The organism is Salmonella sp. 2018103 (genome assembly GCF_026247685.1).
GTDB classification, from domain to species: domain Bacteria; phylum Pseudomonadota; class Gammaproteobacteria; order Enterobacterales; family Enterobacteriaceae; genus Salmonella; species Salmonella enterica.
The window spans coordinates 1,117,612-1,138,763 of record NZ_CP111029.1 but is presented as its reverse complement, the minus strand read 5'-3'; the positions used below and the strand labels follow the sequence as shown (position 1 = coordinate 1,138,763).

The following is a 21,152-nucleotide window of genomic DNA, read 5'->3' as shown; positions in this document are numbered from 1 at the left end:
CTCACACTGATAACCAATGAAACAAAATGTCGTGAGTGACTGATCCCACCTCATCATTCACGCCCAGCAGGCGGCGCTCTGCGTAGCGGACCTCCGGGCCTTTACGGCTGACGCGATCGCGCAGGCCGTAATGGTGAACACGGGCAATACGCTGCACCTTGCCGTCAAACTGCACACCGGCGGAGTCCGCACTGGCTGCTGTTTTCAGGTATTTAGTGGTGCGAAGTTTTGCAAACATCTGGCGTTTGATGCGCCCCTTCTTGCTGCGGGCCGTCACCCGGCGTAGTTCATAGCCGCTGCCGTCGGGATTACGCTGCAGCCTGATGTTCTGCTGCTGCGTCCGGCGCAACTGTTGCGCCAGTTGCCGCATCATACGGTTGCGTGCGGCAGGCTCCAGATTCGCCAGCAGCGCCGTCAGCCAGTCATCCACCTTCTGCAGCTCATCCACGTTTCACCGTCCACATTTCTTCGGGTTCGTCCGGCTCCGGCACCGCTTCAACGCTCGATACGCTGCCGTCAGTGCTGACCAGCACACGCTCAGTCAGTTGCAGGTTCATGCTGATATCGCACACATCGTTTCGCAGAATATCCACTTCAAAGGTGAACAGTTTTTCGCGTAGATCCGGGTTGTTGATGGCGTCCGGCTGGCTGGTACTGAGCCACAGCAGGACTGGGGCCATCAGCAGATTCTGGTCGCCGCTGAAATCCTCGATCACCACGTTCAGGGTGTAGCGGTATTCCCATGACATGGAACTGGCTCCTGTTGCCACCAGTGAGCCGTTATCAACGAAAAGGTGCAGCTTGTCCGGGTTGTCCCGGACATAGGCAACCGCTTTATTCAGGGCGCTGCGTAAGGACTGCGGTTTGTTCACTGTCTCGCTCCTGACACGCAATAATTGTGTCCACTTTGTCAGCACAGACCGCCCAGGCGGCCTCGGTTTCATCCAGCACCGCATTCAGATCGCCGTTACTGCTCGGCGCTGACCTTTCCAGGCGGCACTGCGTCACTCTGGGACAGCCACTCACGGTAAGCTGCACCTCCGGCGAGGGCCGGACGCTCCCGCAGCCGGATAATGTCAGCAGGCAAAGGAGTGTCAGCCCAGCGGCGCAAATCCTCGTTTTCACGTTTCAGTTCCTCGATCCGGCGCTGACGGCTTCGCAGCAGTGCGGTGGTCTGTTCCGCTGCCGCATAAAGCCGCGTCTGCTCCCGGCTGTTGGTTTCGGTCAGAATGGACAGGCCGATCAGCTGGCTGTTTTTCTTCGTCAGCTCCTGCGTTTTGCTTTTCAGCGCCGCGCCCTGCGTTTCGATGGTGTGGCTGGCATTGTTTAACCGCCACGACTGCCAGCCCAGCGCCGCAAGTGCCAGCGCCAGCACTACCGCCAGCGCACGCATCAGGCCGCCATCGGCTCATGAAGCTGCGAGCGGGCAATCTGATACAAAACCAGCGTCAGCAGGTAAAACACCAGGGTGCTCACCCATCCAGAAAACGCCAGGCACAGAACAATAAGCAGTCTGATAGCCCATGTACGCACGGGTTTTACGGGGTGCGCCCTGAATTTGATTAATGCCGCCCTGACCTCCTCGCGCGCCCGATCTCCGGCGAACCACCCGACAGCGCACAGCGCAGCAAGCAGCCAGGCGAGGAAGCATGACACCCAGACAGACGCACCAACCAGAACCGGCGCACCGCTGCGCGGATACAGCAGGCTGATAACCAACAGCGCAGCCCATGCCAGCTGAAAAAAAACGCTCATGACTTTCTTTTTCATTCCGTTATACTCCTTTTAAGCACCAGGCCATCTCCCGAGCACGGCGGTTATCCAGCCCCTGATTAAACACACCTTTTACATACACCCAGCGCGGCAACTGTCGGCACGCATCCGCCCAGCGCCGCTGATTGAGCAATTTCACCAGCGTGGAACTGCAGGCATTACCCGTTCCCACGTTGAAGGCAAACGACACCACCGAGTCATACACCTTTTGCGGCGGCTGTTGCTTCACACATCTTTCCAACGCCCGCTCCACACGTAGCACGTTGGAGATCAGCCCTTCCGCTGCCTGTCGTTCCGTAATGGTTTTACCCGGAATGACGCCCGACGTATTACCAATGCCGTCGGTCCAGACACCCGCGCTGCACCGATACGGCTGCAGACGACAGCCTTCGTAATCGGCAATCAGTTTCAGCCCCTCCACGGAGGTGTGAAGCTGCTGAAACCCCGGCAGCGTGGCAGCAATAGCCAGCACGGCCCCGACAAGGCAGCGTTTAACGATTGATGGATTCATAGTCCTCCCGCGAGATCTGCCCGTCGCGCAGAAGCTGGTAGGCTTTGTGTTTGTAGTACCAGTTGATAGCCAGCATCAGCACACCGATCATCAGGCCGCCCAGCGTTGAGGCATCCTTGATAGACAAATCGCCCAGCCAGGCCAGCACGACGGCGATGCAATACGTGATAAAGGCGCTGATTCGCTCAAGCGTCATAATTCAGTCCCATAGCTGGACGGTCTGCACGGTGGTGGTTGTCGGAATGTCCGGCAGCTCCACCTGCAGCCCGTGCGGTAAAAAGGGGCCGTATTCGGCAAGCCCCGGATTTGCCTTCAGTACCTGCTCCGTGACACCCTGCGTGCGCCCGTAATGACGCCAGCAAAGCGCGTCGACCGTGTCATACTGATGCGCACGCACTTTCATCAGATAAGCTCCACTGTACAGTGCGGCGCATCCTGCACCCGGCTGATGGCCCAGCGGGCATCACGCCACAGATCGCCGCTGGCCTCCGCCAGCTCCTCCCCTCGCTTCACGCCTGACGCCGTGGCATCATAGTCCTGATAACGCTCATTGAGCACGGCGCGCGCCCAGCAAAAAACGGCGTTGTGGTAGTGCCGGATACGCTCGCTTTTGCCGTCCAGCATTTCTGCGGGAACCTCAGCAAGTGTCCGCCAGCCCAGCATCTGCTGACGGTTGCGGAAGTCGAACAGCTCAGCGTTAACTTCAGAAATTGCCGTCAGCACGACCTGCTTTAAACGCGGCTGCGTCACCGTGCCGTCAGTGCGCATCACACTGCGAAATTCCGACAGGTCCACATCAGGCCAGAACGGCGTATTTTTGATGACCTCCGCCTGTTCCGGTGCCTGTTCTGGCGCAACAAACTTCATGCGGCTTTCTCCTGAATAAGTGGGCGGTGGACGGAGTTTTGATGTGGCTGTGCCTTTCGCCACCCCGTGCCGCCCGTGCGCGGGGCACGTTCGTTAGCGGCTGTCATTGCGCAGTCTGCGCTCCAGCTGCTGCTTTTCTTTTTTCACACCGCAGCGGGGATCGAGCTGCAGCGCATGGGTAAGGTGATTCAGGGCAGATGCCGGGTTGCTTTCGCTCAGTACAGCGCCGATGGCTTTATGCAGACGCGCCCGCGACTGGTCCGGCATATCCAGATCGGTTGTCAGGTCCAGCGTCTGCAAAAGCAGATCGGCATCAAAACCGGCTGCGGCTAGCAGAGCGCCTTGCGCCGCGTCTGCCATTTCTTCTGCCAGCACGGTCTGCACGTTACGGTTGCCCAGCGGCATCACCCAGCCATGGCGCAGCGCATGACGCCCGATTTCCAGCGCACCGGCATAATCACCGGCATCGATACGCCACAGCATCACGTACATCAGCACGTCATCCTGCTGCGCACCTCCGGCAGCCAGCACGCCCTCCGCCCAGGCGGAATATTTCGGCAGCAGCTCCACCTTGATTTCCGCCTTTTTCACCGTGGACTGGACGCCCTTGAGGCGGCGGCGGTCTTCTGCCAGCTGCAGCAGCATCAGGTCATAGCCCGACGCATGGCGAACACTGCCGCCCTCACGGGCGGCCTGTTCGGCCTGAATGCGCAGGCGGTGCTGCCGTGCGGGACTCAGGCTCATGCGTTATTCCCCACCTTCCGGTGCGGCAGGCGCGCTGAAATCACCGATTTCGATGTTTTCTACCAGCGCCGCGCAGCGGTAGTCCTCGACCACATACGCCTCGTTGACGGATTCAAAGTTTTCAATCCGGTCACGTTTCGGGTTGTCGATAACAGAACGGCGGCGGGTATCTTCCTGCCAGTAGATGGACAGGTTATCCAGACGGGTGATCAGCAGGGCATTTGCCGGAAAATAAGGCGCACGCACGGCCTGCAGGCCGCCCATACGTTTCTGACTGATGATCATATCGGCAGCCAGTTTTTCACTGTTTTCCTGCTCTTTGTTGACCAGCGGGAAATACTTGTCAGACAGGAGTTCACGACCACAGACAACAACCAGCTCGTCATCATCCTGATACTCCACATCGATCAGCTCGTTGACGGCATCCATCACCACAGCGTCAAGGTTTACATACTTACCACCCGGACCTACTTTTACCGGCTCCGCAGTAGTGGTGCCGTCTTCTGCGGTTTTACTGCCCATAACATGATCCGGCGCGTCTTCGCGGATTTTCTGTAACCAGCCTTTATTGACGTCCTGCAGCAGCGGGTTTTCAGCACGGTTGGAGGTTTTGGCGCGCTTCACGCCGTTAAAGCCGATCATGATGCGATCCAGCGCCTGACGCTTGACGATGGCGTTGCGGATACGCACCTGGAAGTCTTGGAACTTGGCCCACAGGTCCAGTTTTGCGTAGGTCAGCACCGTATCAAAGTTGGTCTGTTCGCATTTGTATTCCACGTCTTCCATCAGCGTCGGATCGGTAGGCTCGCGCTCTTTGGTGGTGGTATCGGTGGTTCCGGCAATGGTGCTGCCAACGCCCAGCCCCAGCAACTGTCCTGACTGTTCAGTGACCGGCGTGATGTTAATCAGCGTCAGGAAAGCGGCGGACTGCTGGATCTGGTCTTCCAGCGTCTGCTGCACGGACGGCTCCACGGTAAACTTGCTGGAGAGTTCTTCAACCTCCACACTGTTCAGGCGCGCCAACTGCTGCAGGTAAGCGTTAAAGGCAAAGCGGGTTTTCTTTTTCATCGGGTTTTATGCTCCATCAGCAATTGGTCAGGGTGCCTGCCGGTGCGTCACCGCCCGGCGCGCGCTGGCGGTAGTCTTTACGGCTGTCTTCGCTGCTAAGCTTCTGCTCAAGCTCGGCAAAGGCGGCCAGCTGTTCCTGCAGGGAGGACTCCAGCTCAGAAAGGCGCTTGTCCTGTTCGGACAGGGATTTATCAGTGCGCTCGCTCAGGTTCTGCTGCTCGGAGGCGACCAGCTCCACGGCTTTATGCACATCAGAAAATCTCGCATCGTCGGTCTGCTCTTTTTTGGTGAACAGCGCCGTGACGCGGGCAAAGAGGGACGGCTTTTCGTCCTGGACCTCTTCCAGTTCGATCAGCGTTTCGACAGCTTCCGAAAACAGGTTTTCGGGATTCTGCTTACGGTTCGCCAGCGGGTTATGCTCGGCGCTGGCGCTGAATGTCAGCATTTCAGTGCCCAGACTGGCGGGATCATCAGTGGCAGCCAGGCCGACCAGGTAGGCTTTGCCGGTGTCGGCAAACTTAGGGCTGACTTCCATAGATGTGAATAATTTCTGGCCTTTTTTCACCAGTTCCACCAAGGACTCCGTTGGCTCAACGTCGGCATACAGCGCCATCTTGCCTGCCAGTGGACCTTCCGTGATTTCTTCAGCAAACAGCGCCGTCACCTTGCCGTAGCGGTTAAAGGTGCTGTCCGGCAGATAAGACTTGATGTGCTCAAGGTTAATCAGCGCGGTATACACCGCCGGGTTGTAGCTGGCTGCCATCTGTTCCAGCCATTCACGCTGGATTTCGCGCCCGTCAGTGGTGGCACCTTCCACCCCGATACGGAAACGCTTTGCTTTCACTGTCATGAGCCGTGCTCCGTTAGAAATAACTTACTGGAGCCTTATGTTTGCGGTGATGGGGGGAGTGAGACAACGCGCTGTATTTGTACGGTAAACCACACAAACCGCAGCCGGGGAAAGCCTCCATCCAAGGCCGTATGTTTGGGCCATGAACACGACACTGACCCCCGCAGACCTCGATCCCCGTCGGCAGGCCATGCTGCTGTACTTTCAGGGATACCGCGTAGCCCGCATTGCTGAAATGCTGGGCGAGAAAGTTGCAACCGTTCACAGCTGGAAGAAGCGCGACAAGTGGGGCGACTATGGGCCGCTGGATCAGATGCAGCTCACCACCGCCGCACGTTACTGCCAGCTCATTATGAAGGAGCAGAAAGAAGGGAAAGACTTCAAGGAAATTGACCTGCTGGCGCGCCAGTCAGAGCGCCACGCCCGGATCGGTAAATTTAACGATGGCGGCAACGAAGCAGACTTAAACCCGAAAGTTGCCAACCGTAACAAAGGGCCGCGCCGCCAGCCCGAAAAGAATGTTTTCACCGATGAACAGACCGAAAAGCTGGAAGAAATCTTCCGCAACGGCATGTTTGAATATCAGCGCCACTGGTGGCAGGCAGGCGTAAAACACCGCATTCGCAACCTGCTTAAATCACGTCAGATTGGGGCAACATACTTTTTTGCCCGCGAAGCGCTGATTGATGCCATCGCCACCGGGCGCAACCAGATCTTCCTCTCAGCCAGTAAGGCGCAGGCGCACGTCTTTAAGCAGTACATCATCGATTTTGCAAAAGAGGTGGATGTTGAGCTGAAAGGCGACCCGATGACGCTCAGCAACGGCGCGTGCCTGTACTTCCTCGGCACCAACGCCCGCACGGCGCAGAGCTACCACGGCAATCTGTACCTTGATGAATATTTCTGGATACCGAAATTCCAGGAGCTGCGCAAGGTTGCCTCCGGTATGGCCATTCACAAGAAATGGCGACAAACCTACTTCTCCACGCCGTCCAGCCTGACCCACAGTGCCTATCCGTTCTGGTCCGGCGCGCTGTTTAACCGGGGCCGTGCCAAAGCGGACAAGGTGGATATTGACCTGACCCACAGCAACCTTGCGCGCGGCCTGCTCTGCCCTGACGGACAGTACCGCCAGATCGTCACCGTGGAGGATGCGGTGCGCGGCGGCTGTAACCTGTTCGACCTCGACCAGCTGCGCATGGAGTACAGCCCGGACGAATACCAGAACCTGCTGATGTGCGAATTTATTGACGATCTGGCGTCAGTATTCCCGCTCAGCGAACTGCAGGCGTGCATGGTGGACAGCTGGGAAGTCTGGACCGATTTTCAGGCTCTGGCGCTGCGCCCGTTTGGCTGGCGCGAAGTCTGGATCGGATATGACCCGGCGAAAGGCACGCAGAACGGCGACAGCGCCGGATGCGTGGTGGTGGCACCGCCAACTGTACCGGGCGGGAAGTTCCGCATTCTTGAACGTCACCAGTGGCGCGGGATGGACTTCCGCGCCCAGGCTGACGCCATCAAGAAACTGACGCAGCAGTACAACGTGACCTATATCGGCATCGACTCGACCGGTGTCGGGCACGGCGTTTACGAGAACGTAAAAGCGTTCTTTCCCGCTGTCCGGGAGTTTGTCTACAACCCCAATGTTAAAAACGCCCTGGTACTCAAAGCGTACGACATTATCAGCCACCGCCGTCTGGAGTTTGACGCCGGGCACACCGACATTGCGCAGTCCTTTATGGCTATCCGCCGCGCCACCACCGCCAGCGGCAACCGCCCGACCTATGAAGCCAGCCGCAGCGAAGAAGCCAGCCATGCCGATCTGGCTTGGGCAACAATGCACGCACTGTTTAACGAACCGCTGCAGGGCGAGTCCGCCAATACCAGCAATATTGTGGAGATTTTTTGATGGGAAAGAGTAAGAAGAACCGTGCTGCATCGACGAACCAGATCCAGCATAAAAGCCAAACTTCAGCCGAAGCATTCAGCTTTGGCGATCCTATTCCAGTACTGGATCGCCGCGAACTACTGGACTATGTGGAATGCGTACAGACAGATCGCTGGTATGAGCCGCCCGTTAGTTTTGACGGACTGGCACGAACCTTCCGAGCCGCCGTGCATCACAGCTCCCCGATTGCAGTAAAGTGCAACATTCTAACCAGTACCTACATCCCTCACCCGCTGCTTAGCCAGCAGGCTTTTTCACGTTTTGTGCAGGACTATCTGGTATTTGGTAACGCCTACCTGGAGAAACGCACGAACCGCTTCGGTGAAGTTATCGCCCTTGAACCTGCGCTGGCAAAATACACCCGACGCGGGTTAGACCTGGATACCTACTGGTTTGTGCAATACGGCATGACCACGCAACCGTATCAGTTCACTAAAGGCAGCATTTTTCACCTGATGGAACCGGATATTAATCAGGAGATCTACGGCCTGCCCGGCTATCTTTCTGCTATTCCATCCGCCCTGCTCAACGAGTCCGCCACGCTGTTCCGCCGCAAGTATTACATTAACGGCAGCCATGCGGGCTTTATCATGTACATGACCGATGCCGCACAGAACCAGGAGGACGTCAACAATATCCGCCAAGCGATGAAAAGTGCTAAGGGACCAGGCAACTTCCGCAACTTGTTCATGTACTCACCGAACGGAAAAAAGGACGGCATTCAGATTATCCCGTTGTCAGAAGTCGCGGCGAAGGATGAATTTCTGAACATTAAGAATGTGAGTCGGGATGACATGATGGCTGCACATCGTGTGCCCCCCCAGATGATGGGGGTTATGCCGAATAATGTTGGGGGGTTTGGGGATGTGGAAAAAGCCGCGAAGGTTTTTGTCAGAAACGAGTTAGTTCCTTTGCAGAAAAGACTAATTGAGCTAAACACATGGATAAATAAAAATATTGTGTCATTTAATGACTACATCCTTGACCAAGATAAGGGCATTTAATGCCCTTTTTTATCCTCATAAGCAACGTCATCGTATAATTTTAAGGCACCTAAATCATGTAATTGCTGCTTGAATCCCTTACTTAAACTAAACCCCTGAAGGAGAGAATATTTTTCAATAAATTTCTTGGCAGGCTTTCCTACCGATGAAAAACCATTTAATAGCATCGCGCCAGATTCTATAGAAGATATTTGTGCTCTAACTAATTTCGCATACTTAGTTTTTTCTTTCTCAGTCAAATAGTTAGAGTCATTAATATGTTTAAAAATATGGTAAATATTCCTGAAATAATGTCCCACATTCGCAAAATTGTCACCTTCCAGATAAACCATATTAACTGAAAGCTCTAACCTTTCATCCAAAGGAAGTGAATCATCCACAATATTAAGTAGGTTAAACTTCACTTCGGTAATGTATAATGAAAGAGCCTCCCGTCCTACATACACTTTTCCGTCTGAATAAGTTGTTTTAATTTCTGATAAGTTATCTTTATGAAACCTTAGTAACTCAAATAACACAGACTCGAATGACTGAATAGATGACTGCCTAGATGTAGAATATAGTGTAAAACAAACAAGCATGATAGAGATAAAGGCCAGTGCAGGATTCAGTACACCACCGATATAATCGCCAAACTGTCCCCATTTCTCTACAGAATCACTCCATGAATACATTCCAAATTTACAAACATAGCTAACAAACACTATCAGCATTAAAATAACAGCTAAAAACAACAGTGAATAAATAATGGCATAACGCTTAATATTTCGAAGAATGGCATCACACATCTCACAATACCTTATACATAATCCATATTTAAATCTATTGTATAAATACCTTTCCTCGCCACACAAGGAACAGATTTTTTTAAAATTCTAACATTTTTAATTTCCCACACATAATAACCTGAAGACCAAGGCTTATTAAGAGTAGTTTCTTGGTTTTGTTTTAAGTAATCCTCATATGACCAATTTCTAACTGAAACAAAATCGACAATAGCCATAGCCATCCCATGATCAATATCGCTTTGATTTTTAAGGTATTTATCATTCTGAACAAGAATGACGTTTTTTAAGGGCATCGTTTCAGGATACCACGACCGTATTTCGATAGATTTAGAACCATTTATAATATTTTCTACCGCTGGAGTCAAAATCGATATAGCTTGAAACTTCATGCTCTATCCTCTACTATGCTAAGGCTATAACATTCTAACATAAATAAATAAACGGAGGTAATACTATGTTAATTCTCATAGCAGGTGTTCATGGTGTAGGCAAAGGTTACTTGTGCTCATTTGCAAAATGATGATTTCGGGGTAACTCATGTAAGTGCAAGCGAACTTATAAAAAATAATTTCAATATTAAATTTGATAACAGTAAGTTAACGGCCACACCTGATAAAAACCAAACAATATTACTAACGGCACTTAATGCATTAAAGTCAAATGTGTCCAATATTTTATTGGGTGATCATTTTATCTTAATAAATAAAAATGGAGATAGTGAAGTTCTCAAGCAAGAAGTATTTGAGAAAATGGGTCTAGATGGAGTAATTTTAGTTGAGGAGTCGTCCGAGACAATTAGAGAACGAATAATGAAACGAGATGGGCGTGATATTACTTATGATTTAAATAAGCTAATGGAAGCTGAAAGAGAAAACGTAAAATATGTCACAAATAAAATCAATGTACCATTAATTATCTTAGAATCCCCAACAACAGACGATCTATCTATTGCCCTAGAAAAGCTGGGCATGGTTAAGAAACATGCCCAGACAACATTATAAATAACGATAAGACTGTGGGGCGACGCCGCCGGGAATCAACTCATTTAAGTCGACAGGGAATTTATATCTTTTAGGGTTTTTGATGGAAATCGCAAAAGCCTTTTCTCTTTGATGGAAATAATCTTTAAAAAAAGAATGTGTTATTCCTGCATGAGCTTTTGTTTTATCCCACAATTCTGAAGGGGATAGAGCAAGAATATCTCCTACTTTAAACTCACCTATTACTTTGCCAACCGGCATCGTTGCGTAAATAACTATCGTATCAACATTTTTATTTCTAAAAATACTTTTCCGAAACTCATATTTTTTTTTACCCGAAAGTATACTCTCTGCATACTCTGGCTTAATCGATAATAAAACTTTCATCAACACCTCCCTGTAAAACGATCTGCTTAAATGCTGAATCAGTTAGTGGTAAAAAACCCCAATAATCACTATTGGTATAACCTGTAATATTCATGATTTCATCACGAATGACCCTTTTTTCTAAAGGGAAATTATAAGTAAACCGTATAATTATTGGATAATTTTTTTTCATATATAGAAGCTGTAACTCATCTTCATCAAAAACGCTATAAGGTCCACAGTAATTCTTAAATTCCTCATAAGTTGAGAAATCGTGAATATCTTTAATTTCTTGAACCACACACACTGAAGTTGCAACAGATCTAAACCGAGCAGGACCTTGTCCATCTGAAGTACGATAAATAAGCAAATTATCTCCAGGCTTTAGGCTGGCTACCCCATGCATTTTTGTTAAGTATACTTTTTCAATACTGTTGGTATGTGATATATCAGCGATGATACCTGCACTCTCATTGTGGAGTTTTGACTCAGGGAAAAGACGTGTATGCCATGCAGGATAAATACTTAATAAATAATTCCTCCCCTGCAATTTGACTAAGGGATAATTAGCATAGCTCATTTTTTACTCCTTCCATACCAAGTTTTTAAAGTATACACCTTCTTGCCCATTAATCGTAGAAAGATTTTTCCTCGCCTTTAAAACAAAACCATATTTAGTTAATAAGCGAATTAATCCTGAATGCTTATCAAATATAGTAACATATACTTCTTTTAGTTTGTTTCTCATAGCAAATTGAAACATAATCCTAATAAAACGCTCTCCAAGTTTGGTTCCATGAGCATCGATTTTAAATGTGCCAAGTTTTACTCGCTTCATTTTTGGAAACGTTGGAGTCATATCACTCAACTCTTCATCTTCTATTTTCAAATAGAGAAAGCCATCGATTTCACCTAATTCATTACGTGATACAAACGCCTTATTTTTACCTTTTGAGAGAAACCAAACATCAAATCCTTCATAATCAGCTCTTAAGCTGTTAAAAAACGGATCATTTAAATCGATATCACTAAAAAATTTTTCCTCGATAGACATCCAGTTCCTCTTCTAATAGCAGCGAGCAAGTGACCTTATCCTTACATGTTAATAGATAACCACAGCTGTAGGCAATTACATACATTAAGCTCTATCAAACAACGAGCAAACTTAAGCACCGCTACCACTCAACCTAGCTGATGCCTGTTTTGACGATTACCCTATCAGCGCGCGCTCGTATCCCCGCCACGCCTGCCCGCTTTATGTAGTGGTTTTCATGCAGGTGCATGATCCACGCAAAAGCCCGCCAGTTCTGGCGGGCCTTAGCAAAAACGATCCTCAAACGATCATGCGATCTCATGCGGCATAGACATGCACCACAGAGCTAACGCCTCGCACAGCTCGTTGTTCAACCTTGCTGACGCCAGAAGCAAGTTCAGACGCCAGCAACGTTTCTTAATGCAGCCAGCTGTCGTCTTCCCACACCTTCTGCATAATTTTCATCACTTGTTTTCTTTCTTCGTCCAGTTGCAATCCGGTTAGTTCCACACCGTTAGAGCTACCTTTGCGAATGCGAATTACCGTTTTGGGATACAGGGGGCGCAGATTGCGGTAAAGCTCGGATTCAAGGGCGTCCAGGGTAGACTGGCTAATCTTCTGCTCTTTATCGATCATTATTTCAATGCGCATAAAAGTCACCTCAGCTGATGACATCCATTGAGCGGTTGTATTCGTAGGTTCTGATTTTTGCCATGAGTTCATCAGTCAGTTCAGAAACCCACTGCAGAGCCAGGCCCTTCTCTTCATCACTACACTCACTAGCCGCTACAAGCTTAAGAAAAAAATCAATGCGCTGGAGCTTCAAAGACTCCAAAAAATAGTCCTGCATCTTTCCTCCTATGACACCACAAGTGATACTGTATAAATAATCACTGTTTATATTTACAGTATATAATAATCTTACTGATGTAAAACGTTTTTTTACGTTCATCAGCCTGATATGCCTGGTATTATTAAGAGCACGAATTGTTAATCCGCGTAATTAATACAGGTTTCGCCACTTATCATCTTCCTGCAAACGCTGGTTCCGATAGAAGATACGCAGGCCTGCTCCTGACGGAATACTGCCGCCGCGAAGGAGTAAATCGACCTCTTTCTCGCTGCCATCAAATCCTCTGGACTTCAGTTCATAGACGAGCTGCTGTCGCTGATGGTCTGTAATTCGCTGTTTGTAGTCTTTACGCCGTTTCGGTTTCACCAGGCGTAACCTTGCAGCCAGTTCCCGGCGCTCTTTTTTGCTCATACTGTGCAGGTAATCGTGCAACTCCTTGTCATCCATGCGGATAATGTCCGTTCTGGTATCCCTATCAGCTGATTTGTCTTTCCCTTGTTGGTTCAAATTTTCAGCAAAGGGACAGTTATTGCCACGAGTCCAAGGGGCGCAAGCGCCCTGGTCGGCTGCCGCCTCCTGAACGTCAACGGCCTTACGAACCATTTTCCACTTCACTGCATGAGTGCAGATCTTACCCTCTGCAATGGGTGACCAGATGCCATAAATACGAATGCCGTGATCGCCATAGGCGGTCGGCTCTTCGTTGATTTCATAAGCGGTTCTGATGAGGTGATATTTACGGGGAACCAGTACGCCGCCCTGCTTCATGATGTAGGTGGCAAAACAACCAGCATCAGCTGCAGCCAGAATGGCATCAAGGCGCGGGTTATCCAGTACCGGCGCACCTGCTTTTTTGTCACCCTGTTGCCTTGCCGCCTGACCAGCCAGCAATCGCAGTTCACGGTAAGCCTGACGCCCCGGAATGCCAAAGAAGCGGAATTGCTGAACACGATGCAGAGACGCCCAGGCATTAACGTATTCAGCGTTATCACGCAGAGATTTACCCGTTTCCTTGCTGATCTCGCCAGCCAGACCACGCCCGTCAATGTTCTTACTGATGTATTTCGCGATGTAGCTAGTCGGCGTTCCTTTGCGCGGGTTTATCAGCTCAGACTTAAAGCGTGGCCCCGTGTTATTACCCAGCTCCTCGCGGTCTTCACGGATAGCAAACTTACGCAACAATGCAGTAATGGCGCGGCGGTCTTTTTTGCGCATGAAACACAACAGGTGCCAGTGAACTGTGCCGTCATGATGCGGCTCAGCCACCCGCACGCCATACCAGCGCAATCCGGCTTTGTGCATCGCCTTACGAAATGCAGCAAACATGCCGACCAGATAATCACTGCTTTGTCTTACCGTCGCATTTGTCCAGGTCGGGTTGGGCCTGCCGTTATTTAGCGTGGAATGGAAACGTGACGGACAGGTGATGGTGTAGAAAACGGCGCAGTCACCGCGCATTTCCGCGATAAGCTCCAGACCTTTAACACAGGCCATCATCTCATTGCGGCGATGCGCAGGGTTGCTGCTGCTGGCGTTTACCACATCCTCCATGTCCAGCGTGTCGCCGTCTTCGTTCACCAGTTCATGAGAACGGAAAAACTCCAGCGACTTACGGCGCTGCTCACGTTTATGCATCACGACTTCATAGCTGACATAGGGAGATGCTTTTTTGCTGACCAGGCAAACAGCACGCAACTGCTCTTCCCGCCATTCGCAACGCATCTTCCATAATTTCCGGTACCACCAATCGGCGCACAACATACGCGCCAGCGAACCCGGAATGAGTTCATAGGGCACGGGTTTACGGCGGTTTCTTTTCCGGCGGAGTTGCTCAAACGCAGGCGGTATGACATCCAGTCGCAGGGTTTCTGCTGCCACCTTTTCCCATGTCTTGCGGATTTCTTCTGGCTTAACATCATCGGTGGCATACAAATCACCACAAGCGGCATCAAGACACATACTCATATGCGCAGCGACAAGAGTAGACAGGCGTTTCACCTGATCCTGACTCATTTCAGGCAAGATCAGCAGGCCGTCCAGCCCTTCATGGCTTGCCATAAAGCGAAAAGAAGTGGATAGCTGACTGTCGCGTACATGCTCCAGTCGTTCCAGACATGGCTTAATCGTCTCACGCAAATAGCGGGAATAAGCCTTTGGCCTGCCCAGGCTGCTGAAGTATTCAATACGTTGCATCAGCGGCTTGCTGATATGGGAAGGCTGGGCGTTAACGTCCGCCAGTATGACCATGTCCGGATTAAAACGCTGCTGCTCATGCGCCAGCTTTGCCCGGCTAATGAGCTTATCCTGCTCCATTTCGCGCTGGACAGGATCACGGGATTCATTAAAGAAATAACGCTCCCAGACCTGATCACTCAGTGCCTCGCGGCGCAGTTGTTCCTGCTCGTTATCGGCAGCGTACAGAGTGATCAGGTTTGAAAGCGCAGAAACCGGCGCAACTTCCGCCGGGTCCAGATAAGGGTTAATAGCCTTTTTCGGGCTGTTCCATGAGAATGCTGCGACGGCCTCGTTAAAGCCGCTGCAGTTGTTCATATCAGCATGGCTCATGCACGCACTCCGTACACGGCAGAACTATCCACGCCACGCGAAGGATCAAATCCCACCCAGCAGCGTGCCCCAGAAACAGCGATGATTTCTGTTGCAGATTTACTCTCACCAGCTGCTACGCCGATGCTGCGTTTTGCCTTGATGTAGTGGTGAGTAAAATTGCGATACAGCGAACGGATCAGGGATGTGTCACTGTTAGAAACAATGACCGGATGTCCTTCTGATGACCGATGTTCAAGAACGGATGCCAGGTGATACTGGTCATCTTCAGTGAAACCATCAGTGTGATAGCCGGAAAACGTACCGTCATACGGCGGATCGCAATACACCACATCCCCCGCCTTCAACATCGCCAGCGTTTCATCAAAGCTGGCGCAGATAAACGTTGCTCGCTGGGCCTTTTCTGCAAATGCGCGAATTTCTTTTTCAGGGAAATACGGATTTTTATAATTACCGTAGGGAATGTTGAAATGCCCGCTCTTGTTATAGCGACATAAACCACGGTAACCGTGACGATTGAGATACAGGAAATATACCGCTTTCATGAAATCAGTAATTTCAGTTGAGTAATTAAACTCCTGCCTTATGTTGTAATAAGCCACCTCCCTGTTTGCGATCTCAAATAAAACTCTGGCGCGAGATATAAACGATTCACAATCAGCAGCAACCTTTTTATAGAGGTTGATTAAATCAGGATTAATATCCGCAACAAGATAACTGGGGTAATCCGTCTCCATCATCACAGCACAGGAACCCGCGAAAGGTTCAACCAGTCGCGGGCCAGCAGGAAGATGTTTTTTCAGTTCGGACATAATGGTAGTTTTATTACCCGCCCATTTCAGGATGGTGCTCATACAGCACCTCCGTTGTAATGTTTGCCTTTCAGCTCTGCGATTTCTTGGCAAGTAATGCAAAGCTGCACACCCGGAATGGCGCGGCGTCGTGCTGGCGGAATTGGTGCTTCACACTCAATGCAAAGCACGCGGGACACGCCCGGCGTTTTGGCACGGGCAGCACGGATATGACGCTGACGTTCTTCTTCAACGCGCTGTTGTACGAGATCCATTGCATCAGCCATTAGTGGATCTCCTGCGCTTCGTTCTGGATTGCTTCAGCAGTCACACGCAGCAGCTCTGCCGCTTCGACGTGGTTTAGCTGGCGGGATGTGATATGACACGCCAGGCTATCAAGGCGAGCTGCCATTGCTTCAGCCCTTGCCCGGCGTTCTTCCAGACGAGCCTCTGTCAGTAAAATATTAAGCCCTGCGTCATCCGGTCCGGCTTTGGTCGTGAGGGTTTCAATATTACGCATCATCAATTCTCCTGAATTTAGATAAAGGGATGCCCGGCGGGTTTACGCCATTAATTTCATTAGTTGGTTAATTCGGCATGGTTAGCCGTCTTGGAAATAAGCTCACCACTGCACGAAAATGATTCATTGCTTTAATCAACTCCCGCTTTTCATCAGTGGTCAGCTCATTAATGCTGATGCTATGACGTTCAGCTGGAATTTTTGCCATAAAGAATATGGCAGCCAGTGCCCGTTTATTTTGTTCATTATTGATATCCCGTGGATTACGCATATCTTTAATAAACCGCTCAAGCTCTGACTCAATATTAAGGCCAAAAACTTTCGCCCTTAATTCCGCAATGTGATTAAGTCCATTCAGGCGTTCGCCGGGGCTTAATGGAACAGTCGCCGCAGCGCCTTCAATAGCCATTTGTTCCCCCGTTTTTTCGTTGATAGTTCTGCCAGCAATTCATCTTGTGAACGGCACGGATGCCAGCGTTTACCATCCTTACCCATTATCCAGCCGTGACCGTAGTGCATTGCCGGACTTTGTTTTACCAGCAGCGATGCAAATGATGGTTCTTTCGTCAGCATAAGCACCTCACAGCAAACCGAATGAAGCACCGAGGCCAGTCACGGTATCAACTGCACTCGCCATCGCAGGGTTAGCCTGTAAACGGGCCTGCAATGAAACAGCAGCCAGCGCCATCAGTCGTGTTACAGAGTTAATGCTGCTGATAGCATCACGACGACCTGCACTGGTTTTTACATCGCCAGATACCGCACCTGCAGCAACACGCCCGATCTCTGCGGTTGCACTCATGACGTAATGTGGCAGTTTCTCTTTTGCCACCTCATTAATCGGTACACATGGCAGGCAGTGAATCTGAGCCAGAAAACCATCTACCAGCGTTGAATCTTCAGTCAGATCGGTAAGCAACCAGATTTCTGGTGCAGTTAATAAATGAGGTTGAGCTGGGTTCAGCTTGTTCCGCAGAATCTGCACATTCATGCCTGCACGTTCTGCCAGTTGCACCAGGTTGTGGCGCAGTGCAAAAGCCCTACAGGCTTCATCGAAATGCGGATGTTTGGAAATCTTGTAATCAAACATGGTGCCCCCCTTAGAAAGTTCCCATAATTGAACTTACTTACCAACAATGACTCGGAAGTTGGAATGACCGAGGGATTCACGGACCTGATCGGTTTTGTACATCAGATAACGCAGGCTTACGCGGCCTTTGTTTTTTTCTTTCTTGACCATGTACTTAGCAAGTTGACCATGGTGAATTTTTTGGTAAACAGAGCCACGGGAAATGCCCTCCCACTCTGCGAACTCTGCAGGCGTAGCCATCTCTTTTGGTACACGAATTGAAATATCAGTGCTCATAGTGCAGTATCTCTCGATTAAGGTTTGGTTTACGTCGTTTTATCTTGTTTTATTTGGTTCAATATTTAATACATCGAGATACTACGATCCAATATTTGATACGTCAATAGGATTAAAAAATGATACAGGTAAAAGCTGGAGAGAATACAGGGGGAAGAGAGGCTATCCATAGACTAATGGCAGCCTACGATTTCAAGTCCAGGCAGCAACTTTGCGATCACTTAGGCGCATCAAAAAGCACCATGGCAAACAGATACTTAAGAGATAGTTTTCCTGCAGAGTGGGTGATTCAGTGCGCCTTGGAAACAGGAGTTTCTTTACTGTGGCTAACCACCGGACAGGGGGAGCCAGGTTCAAAAATTGAACCTAAAAAAAATATCAATTTCGTGAACTCCAACAAGGTTATACCTCTTTCTGAACTAGTATCTCCTGAAATTGACAAGGCAACTCTCAACGGTGGTTTATTGATCGATGCGGGAAAAGCAATCATTGATAGCAGCATACTCCCCTCAGATTCAAGCAACCTGCTGCTGGTGACTACTTCTGGTGATTCTTATTTAATAGATCGCAACCAAACGCCACCAGTAAATGGTATGTGGTTAGTGGACATCGACGGGATAAAAAGCATTGTTAAATTGACACGACTCCCGGGAAACAGATTAGTTGTACATCAGGATGATTCATCGTTTGAGTGCGGCCTGGATGACATTGAGGTATTGGGCCGCGCACTGAAAATCATTAAGAGCCTTTGATATGACCATCAGAAAACAGCCGAACGGAAAATGGTTGTGTGAGTGCTATCCCAATGGACGCAATGGCAAGCGCGTGCGTAAGCAATTTGCTACGAAAGGCGAAGCCATTGCTTTTGAAAGCTTCACAATGGAAGAAGTGAATAAAAAACCGTGGTTGGGTGAAAAGGATGATCGGCGACGCCTATCAGAATTAATTGAGCTTTGGTATTCCCTGTATGGTCAGACACTCGCAGACCCCAAGCGCCTCATGGCGAAACTTAGAATTATCTGTAATGGTCTAGGCGACCCCATCGCCTCAGAACTGACAGCCGGTGACTTTACGAAATACCGCGAAGCACGGTTAAAAGGTGACGTTCGTAACGAAGACGGCACACTAATGTCGCCAGTAAAACCACGCACGGTGAATCTTGAGCAACGTAACCTATCATCGGTTTTCGGCACATTGAAAAAACTAGGCCACTGGTCAGCACCAAATCCTCTCGCCGGGCTGCCAACATTTAAAATCGCTGAGGGGGAACTGGCGTTCCTGACCTCGGAAGAAATTAAACGTCTGCTAGATGCCTGCGCTGATTCTCAAAACCCCAGTCTGCTTTTGATTGCAAAAATATGCCTGGCAACCGGCGCACGCTGGAGTGAAGCCGAAAACCTGCAGGGCCATCAGTTATCTAAATACCGCATCACTTATACCAAGACAAAGGGTAAGAAAAACCGTACCGTGCCGATATCTCAAGAACTGTATGACGAACTCCCCAAGAACAGAGGGAATCTATTCACCCCGTGCAGAAAAGCCTTTGAACGAGCAGTAAAGCGAGCAGGCATCGAGCTACCAGAGGGCCAATGCACCCACGTGCTTCGTCATACATTCGCCAGTCATTTTATGATGAATGGCGGGAATATTCTGGTTCTGCGCGATATTCTTGGACATTCAGATATTAAAATGACAATGGTTTACGCTCATTTCGCCCCAGAACATCTTGAAGATGCTGTGAGCAAGAACCCGTTACGCTATCTCTACCGTAGTAATTTTTAAACTCCTTTAACTCTAAATATTAATCTACAAAAGCCATTTTACTTGTTTTCCGCAATCTTGAAATAAGCCTTGCATTAGCATATGAAAAAGTACCTTCTATCGCATATGAATACTCAAAAACAAGCATTTGCTCATATTTTTTATCATCAAAGCATCCACGACAAACCTCAACAATATATTGCCCCATCAAATTATTTTCAATATGTATAAATCCCGTCCCGATTGACATAATTTTTGCGTTGCCATTTGAAACCAACCCCTGATAGGTTTTATATTTATTCTTATAATTACATTCTCCAGAAAGATCTGGAAACATAGAAGCACACATCATTGATATATCACAAAGCCCAAGTTGATGGATAAGACTTTTAGAAGGAGCGCCTGCAGCAGAAATAAAATTAATAAGTGATGAAATGCACCTTAACTTTGAAGCCATTTTGATATCATAATTATTCTTTTCTGCATAACCCTTGTTGATACATGATGAATACTCTTCACATGTTGAAACAATTAACTCATTCCCAGAACTGTCAACCAATGTCACAGGATCAGATATAGCCTTCTTTCTAAATTCACTCAACACTTCAGCATTGAACAAATCAAACTCTAACTCTGGGTACTGTGCTAATATATTTTTTGATATTTCAGTAAAACCAAAACGAGCTTGATCCGCAAAGTTTACAACATCATTTTTTGTCACTTCATTGCACTCAAGTGCCTTAGCTATTAAGTGCCTTGCTTTTTCAATGCCAGATTGCTTTTCAAAGTCCTCAACAAAGGTCTCAACAATTTTTTTCTTTTCCATAGAGAAAGAAAGAAAATACATTAACGCCCGTTTAGGTAAAACCGTCGCCCCTTTATTACCATTTATCCTTCGCCTGGCTGGAACTAAATTTTCGTATCCATTTATATCAAAACCGTCGTCTAACCCCAGTTCTTTTTTAAGTTCAATCCATTCATCTGGTCGTTCTAAAATATTTTCAGGAATTATATGCTCAATATCAAAACTATCAAGTAAAAGTACTTCATCAGTATAAAAGCATCTTTTACCATATGCTTTCCAGATAGCTTCTCGCTGAACTCGGCTGAATTTCGTTATAGACATTTAAAATCTCTTCTATTTTTGTTATGTATACGTTTGCATTCATGAATGTTAGTAACATTATCATACGATGCTTTTGGCGGCAAATTGGCGGCAGACCATTAAAAACTTATAAAATGGACAAACATCAAGTAAAACTAAATCTCTGTTTTTGATAGTAAAATACTGTTTTTGTTATGGTTAAAATGGTATGTAGGAATTTCGGACGCGGGTTCAACTCCCGCCAGCTCCACCAAATATT

33 protein-coding genes are annotated in these 21,152 nt (G+C 48.9%); 5 read left to right on the top strand and 28 right to left on the bottom strand.

Annotated features, from left to right (window positions below):
• Position 1: 1 nt before the first annotated feature.
• From OLG56_RS05530 to OLG56_RS05475, 12 genes are all read right to left on the bottom strand, one after another.
• Positions 2 to 448 (bottom strand): phage virion morphogenesis protein, encoded by a 447-nt coding sequence (locus tag OLG56_RS05530; protein WP_207011542.1) that lies wholly within the window; start codon positions 446 to 448, stop codon positions 2 to 4.
• Positions 441 to 872, bottom strand: coding sequence for a phage tail protein (locus tag OLG56_RS05525; RefSeq protein ID WP_001039961.1), 432 nt, complete (start codon positions 870 to 872; stop codon positions 441 to 443). Before OLG56_RS05525 ends, OLG56_RS05530 begins: the two co-directional genes overlap by 8 nt.
• Complete coding sequence (lysC, locus tag OLG56_RS05520; protein WP_223149275.1) at positions 835 to 1,083, bottom strand: Rz1-like lysis system protein LysC; 249 nt, start codon at positions 1,081 to 1,083, stop codon at positions 835 to 837. The genes OLG56_RS05525 and lysC overlap by 38 nt, the downstream gene beginning before the upstream one ends.
• Positions 968 to 1,396 (bottom strand): Rz-like lysis system protein LysB, encoded by a 429-nt coding sequence (gene lysB, locus OLG56_RS05515; RefSeq protein ID WP_024133383.1) that lies wholly within the window; start codon positions 1,394 to 1,396, stop codon positions 968 to 970. Before lysB ends, lysC begins: the two co-directional genes overlap by 116 nt.
• Positions 1,393 to 1,770 (bottom strand): DNZ54_00345 family protein, encoded by a 378-nt coding sequence (locus OLG56_RS05510; protein ID WP_023230738.1) that lies wholly within the window; start codon positions 1,768 to 1,770, stop codon positions 1,393 to 1,395. Before OLG56_RS05510 ends, lysB begins: the two co-directional genes overlap by 4 nt.
• Before the next feature lie 4 nt (positions 1,771 to 1,774).
• A complete protein-coding gene (locus tag OLG56_RS05505; protein ID WP_023230739.1) occupies positions 1,775 to 2,284 on the bottom strand; it encodes a lysozyme in 510 nt (169 codons plus the stop codon).
• Positions 2,265 to 2,480, bottom strand: a complete 216-nt coding sequence (locus tag OLG56_RS05500; protein WP_000171568.1) for an HP1 family phage holin — start codon at positions 2,478 to 2,480, stop codon at positions 2,265 to 2,267. Before OLG56_RS05500 ends, OLG56_RS05505 begins: the two co-directional genes overlap by 20 nt.
• A 3-nt stretch (positions 2,481 to 2,483) precedes the next feature.
• Positions 2,484 to 2,687 (bottom strand): tail protein X, encoded by a 204-nt coding sequence (locus OLG56_RS05495; RefSeq protein WP_000868175.1) that lies wholly within the window; start codon positions 2,685 to 2,687, stop codon positions 2,484 to 2,486.
• A complete protein-coding gene (locus tag OLG56_RS05490; protein WP_001528530.1) occupies positions 2,687 to 3,151 on the bottom strand; it encodes a head completion/stabilization protein in 465 nt (154 codons plus the stop codon). Before OLG56_RS05490 ends, OLG56_RS05495 begins: the two co-directional genes overlap by 1 nt.
• Positions 3,152 to 3,244: 93 nt before the next feature.
• The gene (gpM, locus tag OLG56_RS05485) at positions 3,245 to 3,895 is read right to left on the bottom strand and encodes a phage terminase small subunit (protein ID WP_000059172.1); all 651 of its coding nucleotides are present in this window, start codon (positions 3,893 to 3,895) and stop codon (positions 3,245 to 3,247) included.
• Between the two features lie 3 nt (positions 3,896 to 3,898).
• Positions 3,899 to 4,963 carry a phage major capsid protein, P2 family gene (locus OLG56_RS05480; protein ID WP_023230741.1) on the bottom strand — a complete coding sequence of 355 codons (1,065 nt, stop codon included), beginning with the start codon at positions 4,961 to 4,963 and terminating at the stop codon, positions 3,899 to 3,901.
• A 16-nt stretch (positions 4,964 to 4,979) separates the two neighbouring features.
• On the bottom strand, positions 4,980 to 5,813 hold the full coding sequence (locus OLG56_RS05475) for a GPO family capsid scaffolding protein (protein WP_079962205.1): 834 nt from the start codon (positions 5,811 to 5,813) through the stop codon (positions 4,980 to 4,982).
• 142 nt (positions 5,814 to 5,955) lie between these two features.
• Here OLG56_RS05475 and OLG56_RS05470 point away from each other — a divergent pair, with 142 nt between their 5' ends.
• Positions 5,956 to 7,722 carry a terminase ATPase subunit family protein gene (locus tag OLG56_RS05470; protein WP_023230743.1) on the top strand — a complete coding sequence of 589 codons (1,767 nt, stop codon included), beginning with the start codon at positions 5,956 to 5,958 and terminating at the stop codon, positions 7,720 to 7,722.
• Positions 7,722 to 8,765: a phage portal protein gene (locus OLG56_RS05465; protein ID WP_023230744.1), complete on the top strand. Its 1,044-nt coding sequence runs from the start codon at positions 7,722 to 7,724 to the stop codon at positions 8,763 to 8,765. The genes OLG56_RS05470 and OLG56_RS05465 overlap by 1 nt, the downstream gene beginning before the upstream one ends.
• Here the strand turns inward: OLG56_RS05465 and OLG56_RS05460 are convergent.
• On the bottom strand, positions 8,762 to 9,553 hold the full coding sequence (locus tag OLG56_RS05460; RefSeq protein ID WP_023135804.1) for a putative phage abortive infection protein: 792 nt from the start codon (positions 9,551 to 9,553) through the stop codon (positions 8,762 to 8,764). The genes OLG56_RS05465 and OLG56_RS05460 overlap by 4 nt on opposite strands.
• Positions 9,554 to 9,564: 11 nt before the next feature.
• Positions 9,565 to 9,942 (bottom strand): ASCH domain-containing protein, encoded by a 378-nt coding sequence (locus tag OLG56_RS05455; protein ID WP_023230745.1) that lies wholly within the window; start codon positions 9,940 to 9,942, stop codon positions 9,565 to 9,567.
• Positions 9,943 to 10,062: 120 nt separating this feature from the next.
• On the opposite strand from OLG56_RS05455, the gene OLG56_RS05450 reads away from it, so the two are divergent.
• Positions 10,063 to 10,554 carry an AAA family ATPase gene (locus OLG56_RS05450; protein ID WP_023230746.1) on the top strand — a complete coding sequence of 164 codons (492 nt, stop codon included), beginning with the start codon at positions 10,063 to 10,065 and terminating at the stop codon, positions 10,552 to 10,554.
• On the opposite strand, the gene OLG56_RS05445 is transcribed toward OLG56_RS05450, so the two are convergent.
• From OLG56_RS05445 to OLG56_RS05385, 13 genes are all read right to left on the bottom strand, one after another.
• Complete coding sequence (locus tag OLG56_RS05445) at positions 10,549 to 10,920, bottom strand: ASCH domain-containing protein (RefSeq protein ID WP_023226820.1); 372 nt, start codon at positions 10,918 to 10,920, stop codon at positions 10,549 to 10,551. The two genes, OLG56_RS05450 and OLG56_RS05445, sit on opposite strands and share 6 nt — an antisense overlap.
• Positions 10,898 to 11,479 carry a hypothetical protein gene (locus tag OLG56_RS05440; protein WP_024144838.1) on the bottom strand — a complete coding sequence of 194 codons (582 nt, stop codon included), beginning with the start codon at positions 11,477 to 11,479 and terminating at the stop codon, positions 10,898 to 10,900. Before OLG56_RS05440 ends, OLG56_RS05445 begins: the two co-directional genes overlap by 23 nt.
• Positions 11,480 to 11,482: 3 nt before the next feature.
• Entirely contained in the window at positions 11,483 to 11,953 is a 471-nt protein-coding gene (locus tag OLG56_RS05435) for a hypothetical protein (RefSeq protein WP_024144839.1), read from the bottom strand.
• A gap of 396 nt (positions 11,954 to 12,349) precedes the next feature.
• Positions 12,350 to 12,583 (bottom strand): DinI-like family protein, encoded by a 234-nt coding sequence (locus OLG56_RS05430; RefSeq protein ID WP_001217575.1) that lies wholly within the window; start codon positions 12,581 to 12,583, stop codon positions 12,350 to 12,352.
• Positions 12,584 to 12,593: 10 nt separating this feature from the next.
• Entirely contained in the window at positions 12,594 to 12,782 is a 189-nt protein-coding gene (locus OLG56_RS05425; RefSeq protein ID WP_023230747.1) for a hypothetical protein, read from the bottom strand.
• A 153-nt stretch (positions 12,783 to 12,935) separates the two neighbouring features.
• Positions 12,936 to 15,350, bottom strand: coding sequence for a replication endonuclease (locus OLG56_RS05420; protein ID WP_079962202.1), 2,415 nt, complete (start codon positions 15,348 to 15,350; stop codon positions 12,936 to 12,938).
• A complete protein-coding gene (locus tag OLG56_RS05415; RefSeq protein WP_000104186.1) occupies positions 15,347 to 16,204 on the bottom strand; it encodes a DNA adenine methylase in 858 nt (285 codons plus the stop codon). The genes OLG56_RS05420 and OLG56_RS05415 overlap by 4 nt, the downstream gene beginning before the upstream one ends.
• Positions 16,201 to 16,428: a TraR/DksA family transcriptional regulator gene (locus OLG56_RS05410; RefSeq protein ID WP_000752613.1), complete on the bottom strand. Its 228-nt coding sequence runs from the start codon at positions 16,426 to 16,428 to the stop codon at positions 16,201 to 16,203. The genes OLG56_RS05415 and OLG56_RS05410 overlap by 4 nt, the downstream gene beginning before the upstream one ends.
• Complete coding sequence (locus OLG56_RS05405; RefSeq protein WP_001244219.1) at positions 16,428 to 16,661, bottom strand: DUF2732 family protein; 234 nt, start codon at positions 16,659 to 16,661, stop codon at positions 16,428 to 16,430. Before OLG56_RS05405 ends, OLG56_RS05410 begins: the two co-directional genes overlap by 1 nt.
• 67 nt (positions 16,662 to 16,728) lie before the next feature.
• Positions 16,729 to 17,070, bottom strand: a complete 342-nt coding sequence (locus OLG56_RS05400; protein WP_000963474.1) for a DUF5347 domain-containing protein — start codon at positions 17,068 to 17,070, stop codon at positions 16,729 to 16,731.
• Positions 17,034 to 17,234, bottom strand: coding sequence for a phage filamentation protein Fil family protein (locus tag OLG56_RS05395; protein WP_000956190.1), 201 nt, complete (start codon positions 17,232 to 17,234; stop codon positions 17,034 to 17,036). The genes OLG56_RS05400 and OLG56_RS05395 overlap by 37 nt, the downstream gene beginning before the upstream one ends.
• Positions 17,235 to 17,241: 7 nt before the next feature.
• Positions 17,242 to 17,751, bottom strand: a complete 510-nt coding sequence (locus OLG56_RS05390) for a phage regulatory CII family protein (protein ID WP_000460848.1) — start codon at positions 17,749 to 17,751, stop codon at positions 17,242 to 17,244.
• A gap of 33 nt (positions 17,752 to 17,784) precedes the next feature.
• Positions 17,785 to 18,027, bottom strand: coding sequence for a Rha family transcriptional regulator (locus tag OLG56_RS05385; protein WP_000102105.1), 243 nt, complete (start codon positions 18,025 to 18,027; stop codon positions 17,785 to 17,787).
• Between the two features lie 119 nt (positions 18,028 to 18,146).
• Here OLG56_RS05385 and OLG56_RS05380 point away from each other — a divergent pair, with 119 nt between their 5' ends.
• Complete coding sequence (locus OLG56_RS05380; protein ID WP_052929430.1) at positions 18,147 to 18,779, top strand: phage repressor protein CI; 633 nt, start codon at positions 18,147 to 18,149, stop codon at positions 18,777 to 18,779.
• Position 18,780: 1 nt separating this feature from the next.
• Positions 18,781 to 19,809, top strand: a complete 1,029-nt coding sequence (locus tag OLG56_RS05375) for a site-specific integrase (protein WP_023230749.1) — start codon at positions 18,781 to 18,783, stop codon at positions 19,807 to 19,809.
• Positions 19,810 to 19,828: 19 nt separating this feature from the next.
• Here the strand turns inward: OLG56_RS05375 and OLG56_RS05370 are convergent, their stop codons facing one another.
• Entirely contained in the window at positions 19,829 to 20,914 is a 1,086-nt protein-coding gene (locus tag OLG56_RS05370; RefSeq protein WP_023230750.1) for a hypothetical protein, read from the bottom strand.
• Positions 20,915 to 21,152 lie beyond the last annotated feature (238 nt).

Bases quoted from the DNA above. Each gene is read 5' to 3' on its own strand.
- OLG56_RS05490 (WP_001528530.1), bottom strand. From the start codon at position 3,151: ATGAAGTTTGTTGCGCCAGAACAGGCACCGGAACAGGCGGAGGTCATC.
- OLG56_RS05415 (WP_000104186.1), bottom strand. From the start codon at position 16,204: ATGAGCACCATCCTGAAATGGGCGGGTAATAAAACTACCATTATGTCC.
- OLG56_RS05405 (WP_001244219.1), bottom strand. From the start codon at position 16,661: ATGCGTAATATTGAAACCCTCACGACCAAAGCCGGACCGGATGACGCA.
- OLG56_RS05395 (WP_000956190.1), bottom strand. From the start codon at position 17,234: ATGCTGACGAAAGAACCATCATTTGCATCGCTGCTGGTAAAACAAAGT.
- OLG56_RS05460 (WP_023135804.1), bottom strand. From the start codon at position 9,553: ATGTGTGATGCCATTCTTCGAAATATTAAGCGTTATGCCATTATTTAT.
- OLG56_RS05430 (WP_001217575.1), bottom strand. From the start codon at position 12,583: ATGCGCATTGAAATAATGATCGATAAAGAGCAGAAGATTAGCCAGTCT.
- OLG56_RS05410 (WP_000752613.1), bottom strand. From the start codon at position 16,428: ATGGCTGATGCAATGGATCTCGTACAACAGCGCGTTGAAGAAGAACGT.
- OLG56_RS05385 (WP_000102105.1), bottom strand. From the start codon at position 18,027: ATGAGCACTGATATTTCAATTCGTGTACCAAAAGAGATGGCTACGCCT.
- OLG56_RS05455 (WP_023230745.1), bottom strand. From the start codon at position 9,942: ATGAAGTTTCAAGCTATATCGATTTTGACTCCAGCGGTAGAAAATATT.
- OLG56_RS05445 (WP_023226820.1), bottom strand. From the start codon at position 10,920: ATGAAAGTTTTATTATCGATTAAGCCAGAGTATGCAGAGAGTATACTT.
- OLG56_RS05380 (WP_052929430.1), top strand. From the start codon at position 18,147: ATGATACAGGTAAAAGCTGGAGAGAATACAGGGGGAAGAGAGGCTATC.
- OLG56_RS05400 (WP_000963474.1), bottom strand. From the start codon at position 17,070: ATGGCTATTGAAGGCGCTGCGGCGACTGTTCCATTAAGCCCCGGCGAA.
- gpM (WP_000059172.1), bottom strand. From the start codon at position 3,895: ATGAGCCTGAGTCCCGCACGGCAGCACCGCCTGCGCATTCAGGCCGAA.
- OLG56_RS05440 (WP_024144838.1), bottom strand. From the start codon at position 11,479: ATGAGCTATGCTAATTATCCCTTAGTCAAATTGCAGGGGAGGAATTAT.
- OLG56_RS05510 (WP_023230738.1), bottom strand. From the start codon at position 1,770: ATGAAAAAGAAAGTCATGAGCGTTTTTTTTCAGCTGGCATGGGCTGCG.
- OLG56_RS05390 (WP_000460848.1), bottom strand. From the start codon at position 17,751: ATGTTTGATTACAAGATTTCCAAACATCCGCATTTCGATGAAGCCTGT.
- OLG56_RS05475 (WP_079962205.1), bottom strand. From the start codon at position 5,813: ATGACAGTGAAAGCAAAGCGTTTCCGTATCGGGGTGGAAGGTGCCACC.
- OLG56_RS05500 (WP_000171568.1), bottom strand. From the start codon at position 2,480: ATGACGCTTGAGCGAATCAGCGCCTTTATCACGTATTGCATCGCCGTC.
- OLG56_RS05375 (WP_023230749.1), top strand. From the start codon at position 18,781: ATGACCATCAGAAAACAGCCGAACGGAAAATGGTTGTGTGAGTGCTAT.
- OLG56_RS05495 (WP_000868175.1), bottom strand. From the start codon at position 2,687: ATGAAAGTGCGTGCGCATCAGTATGACACGGTCGACGCGCTTTGCTGG.
- OLG56_RS05470 (WP_023230743.1), top strand. From the start codon at position 5,956: ATGAACACGACACTGACCCCCGCAGACCTCGATCCCCGTCGGCAGGCC.
- OLG56_RS05370 (WP_023230750.1), bottom strand. From the start codon at position 20,914: ATGTCTATAACGAAATTCAGCCGAGTTCAGCGAGAAGCTATCTGGAAA.
- OLG56_RS05465 (WP_023230744.1), top strand. From the start codon at position 7,722: ATGGGAAAGAGTAAGAAGAACCGTGCTGCATCGACGAACCAGATCCAG.
- OLG56_RS05435 (WP_024144839.1), bottom strand. From the start codon at position 11,953: ATGTCTATCGAGGAAAAATTTTTTAGTGATATCGATTTAAATGATCCG.
- OLG56_RS05420 (WP_079962202.1), bottom strand. From the start codon at position 15,350: ATGAGCCATGCTGATATGAACAACTGCAGCGGCTTTAACGAGGCCGTC.
- OLG56_RS05425 (WP_023230747.1), bottom strand. From the start codon at position 12,782: ATGCAGGACTATTTTTTGGAGTCTTTGAAGCTCCAGCGCATTGATTTT.
- OLG56_RS05480 (WP_023230741.1), bottom strand. From the start codon at position 4,963: ATGAAAAAGAAAACCCGCTTTGCCTTTAACGCTTACCTGCAGCAGTTG.
- OLG56_RS05505 (WP_023230739.1), bottom strand. From the start codon at position 2,284: ATGAATCCATCAATCGTTAAACGCTGCCTTGTCGGGGCCGTGCTGGCT.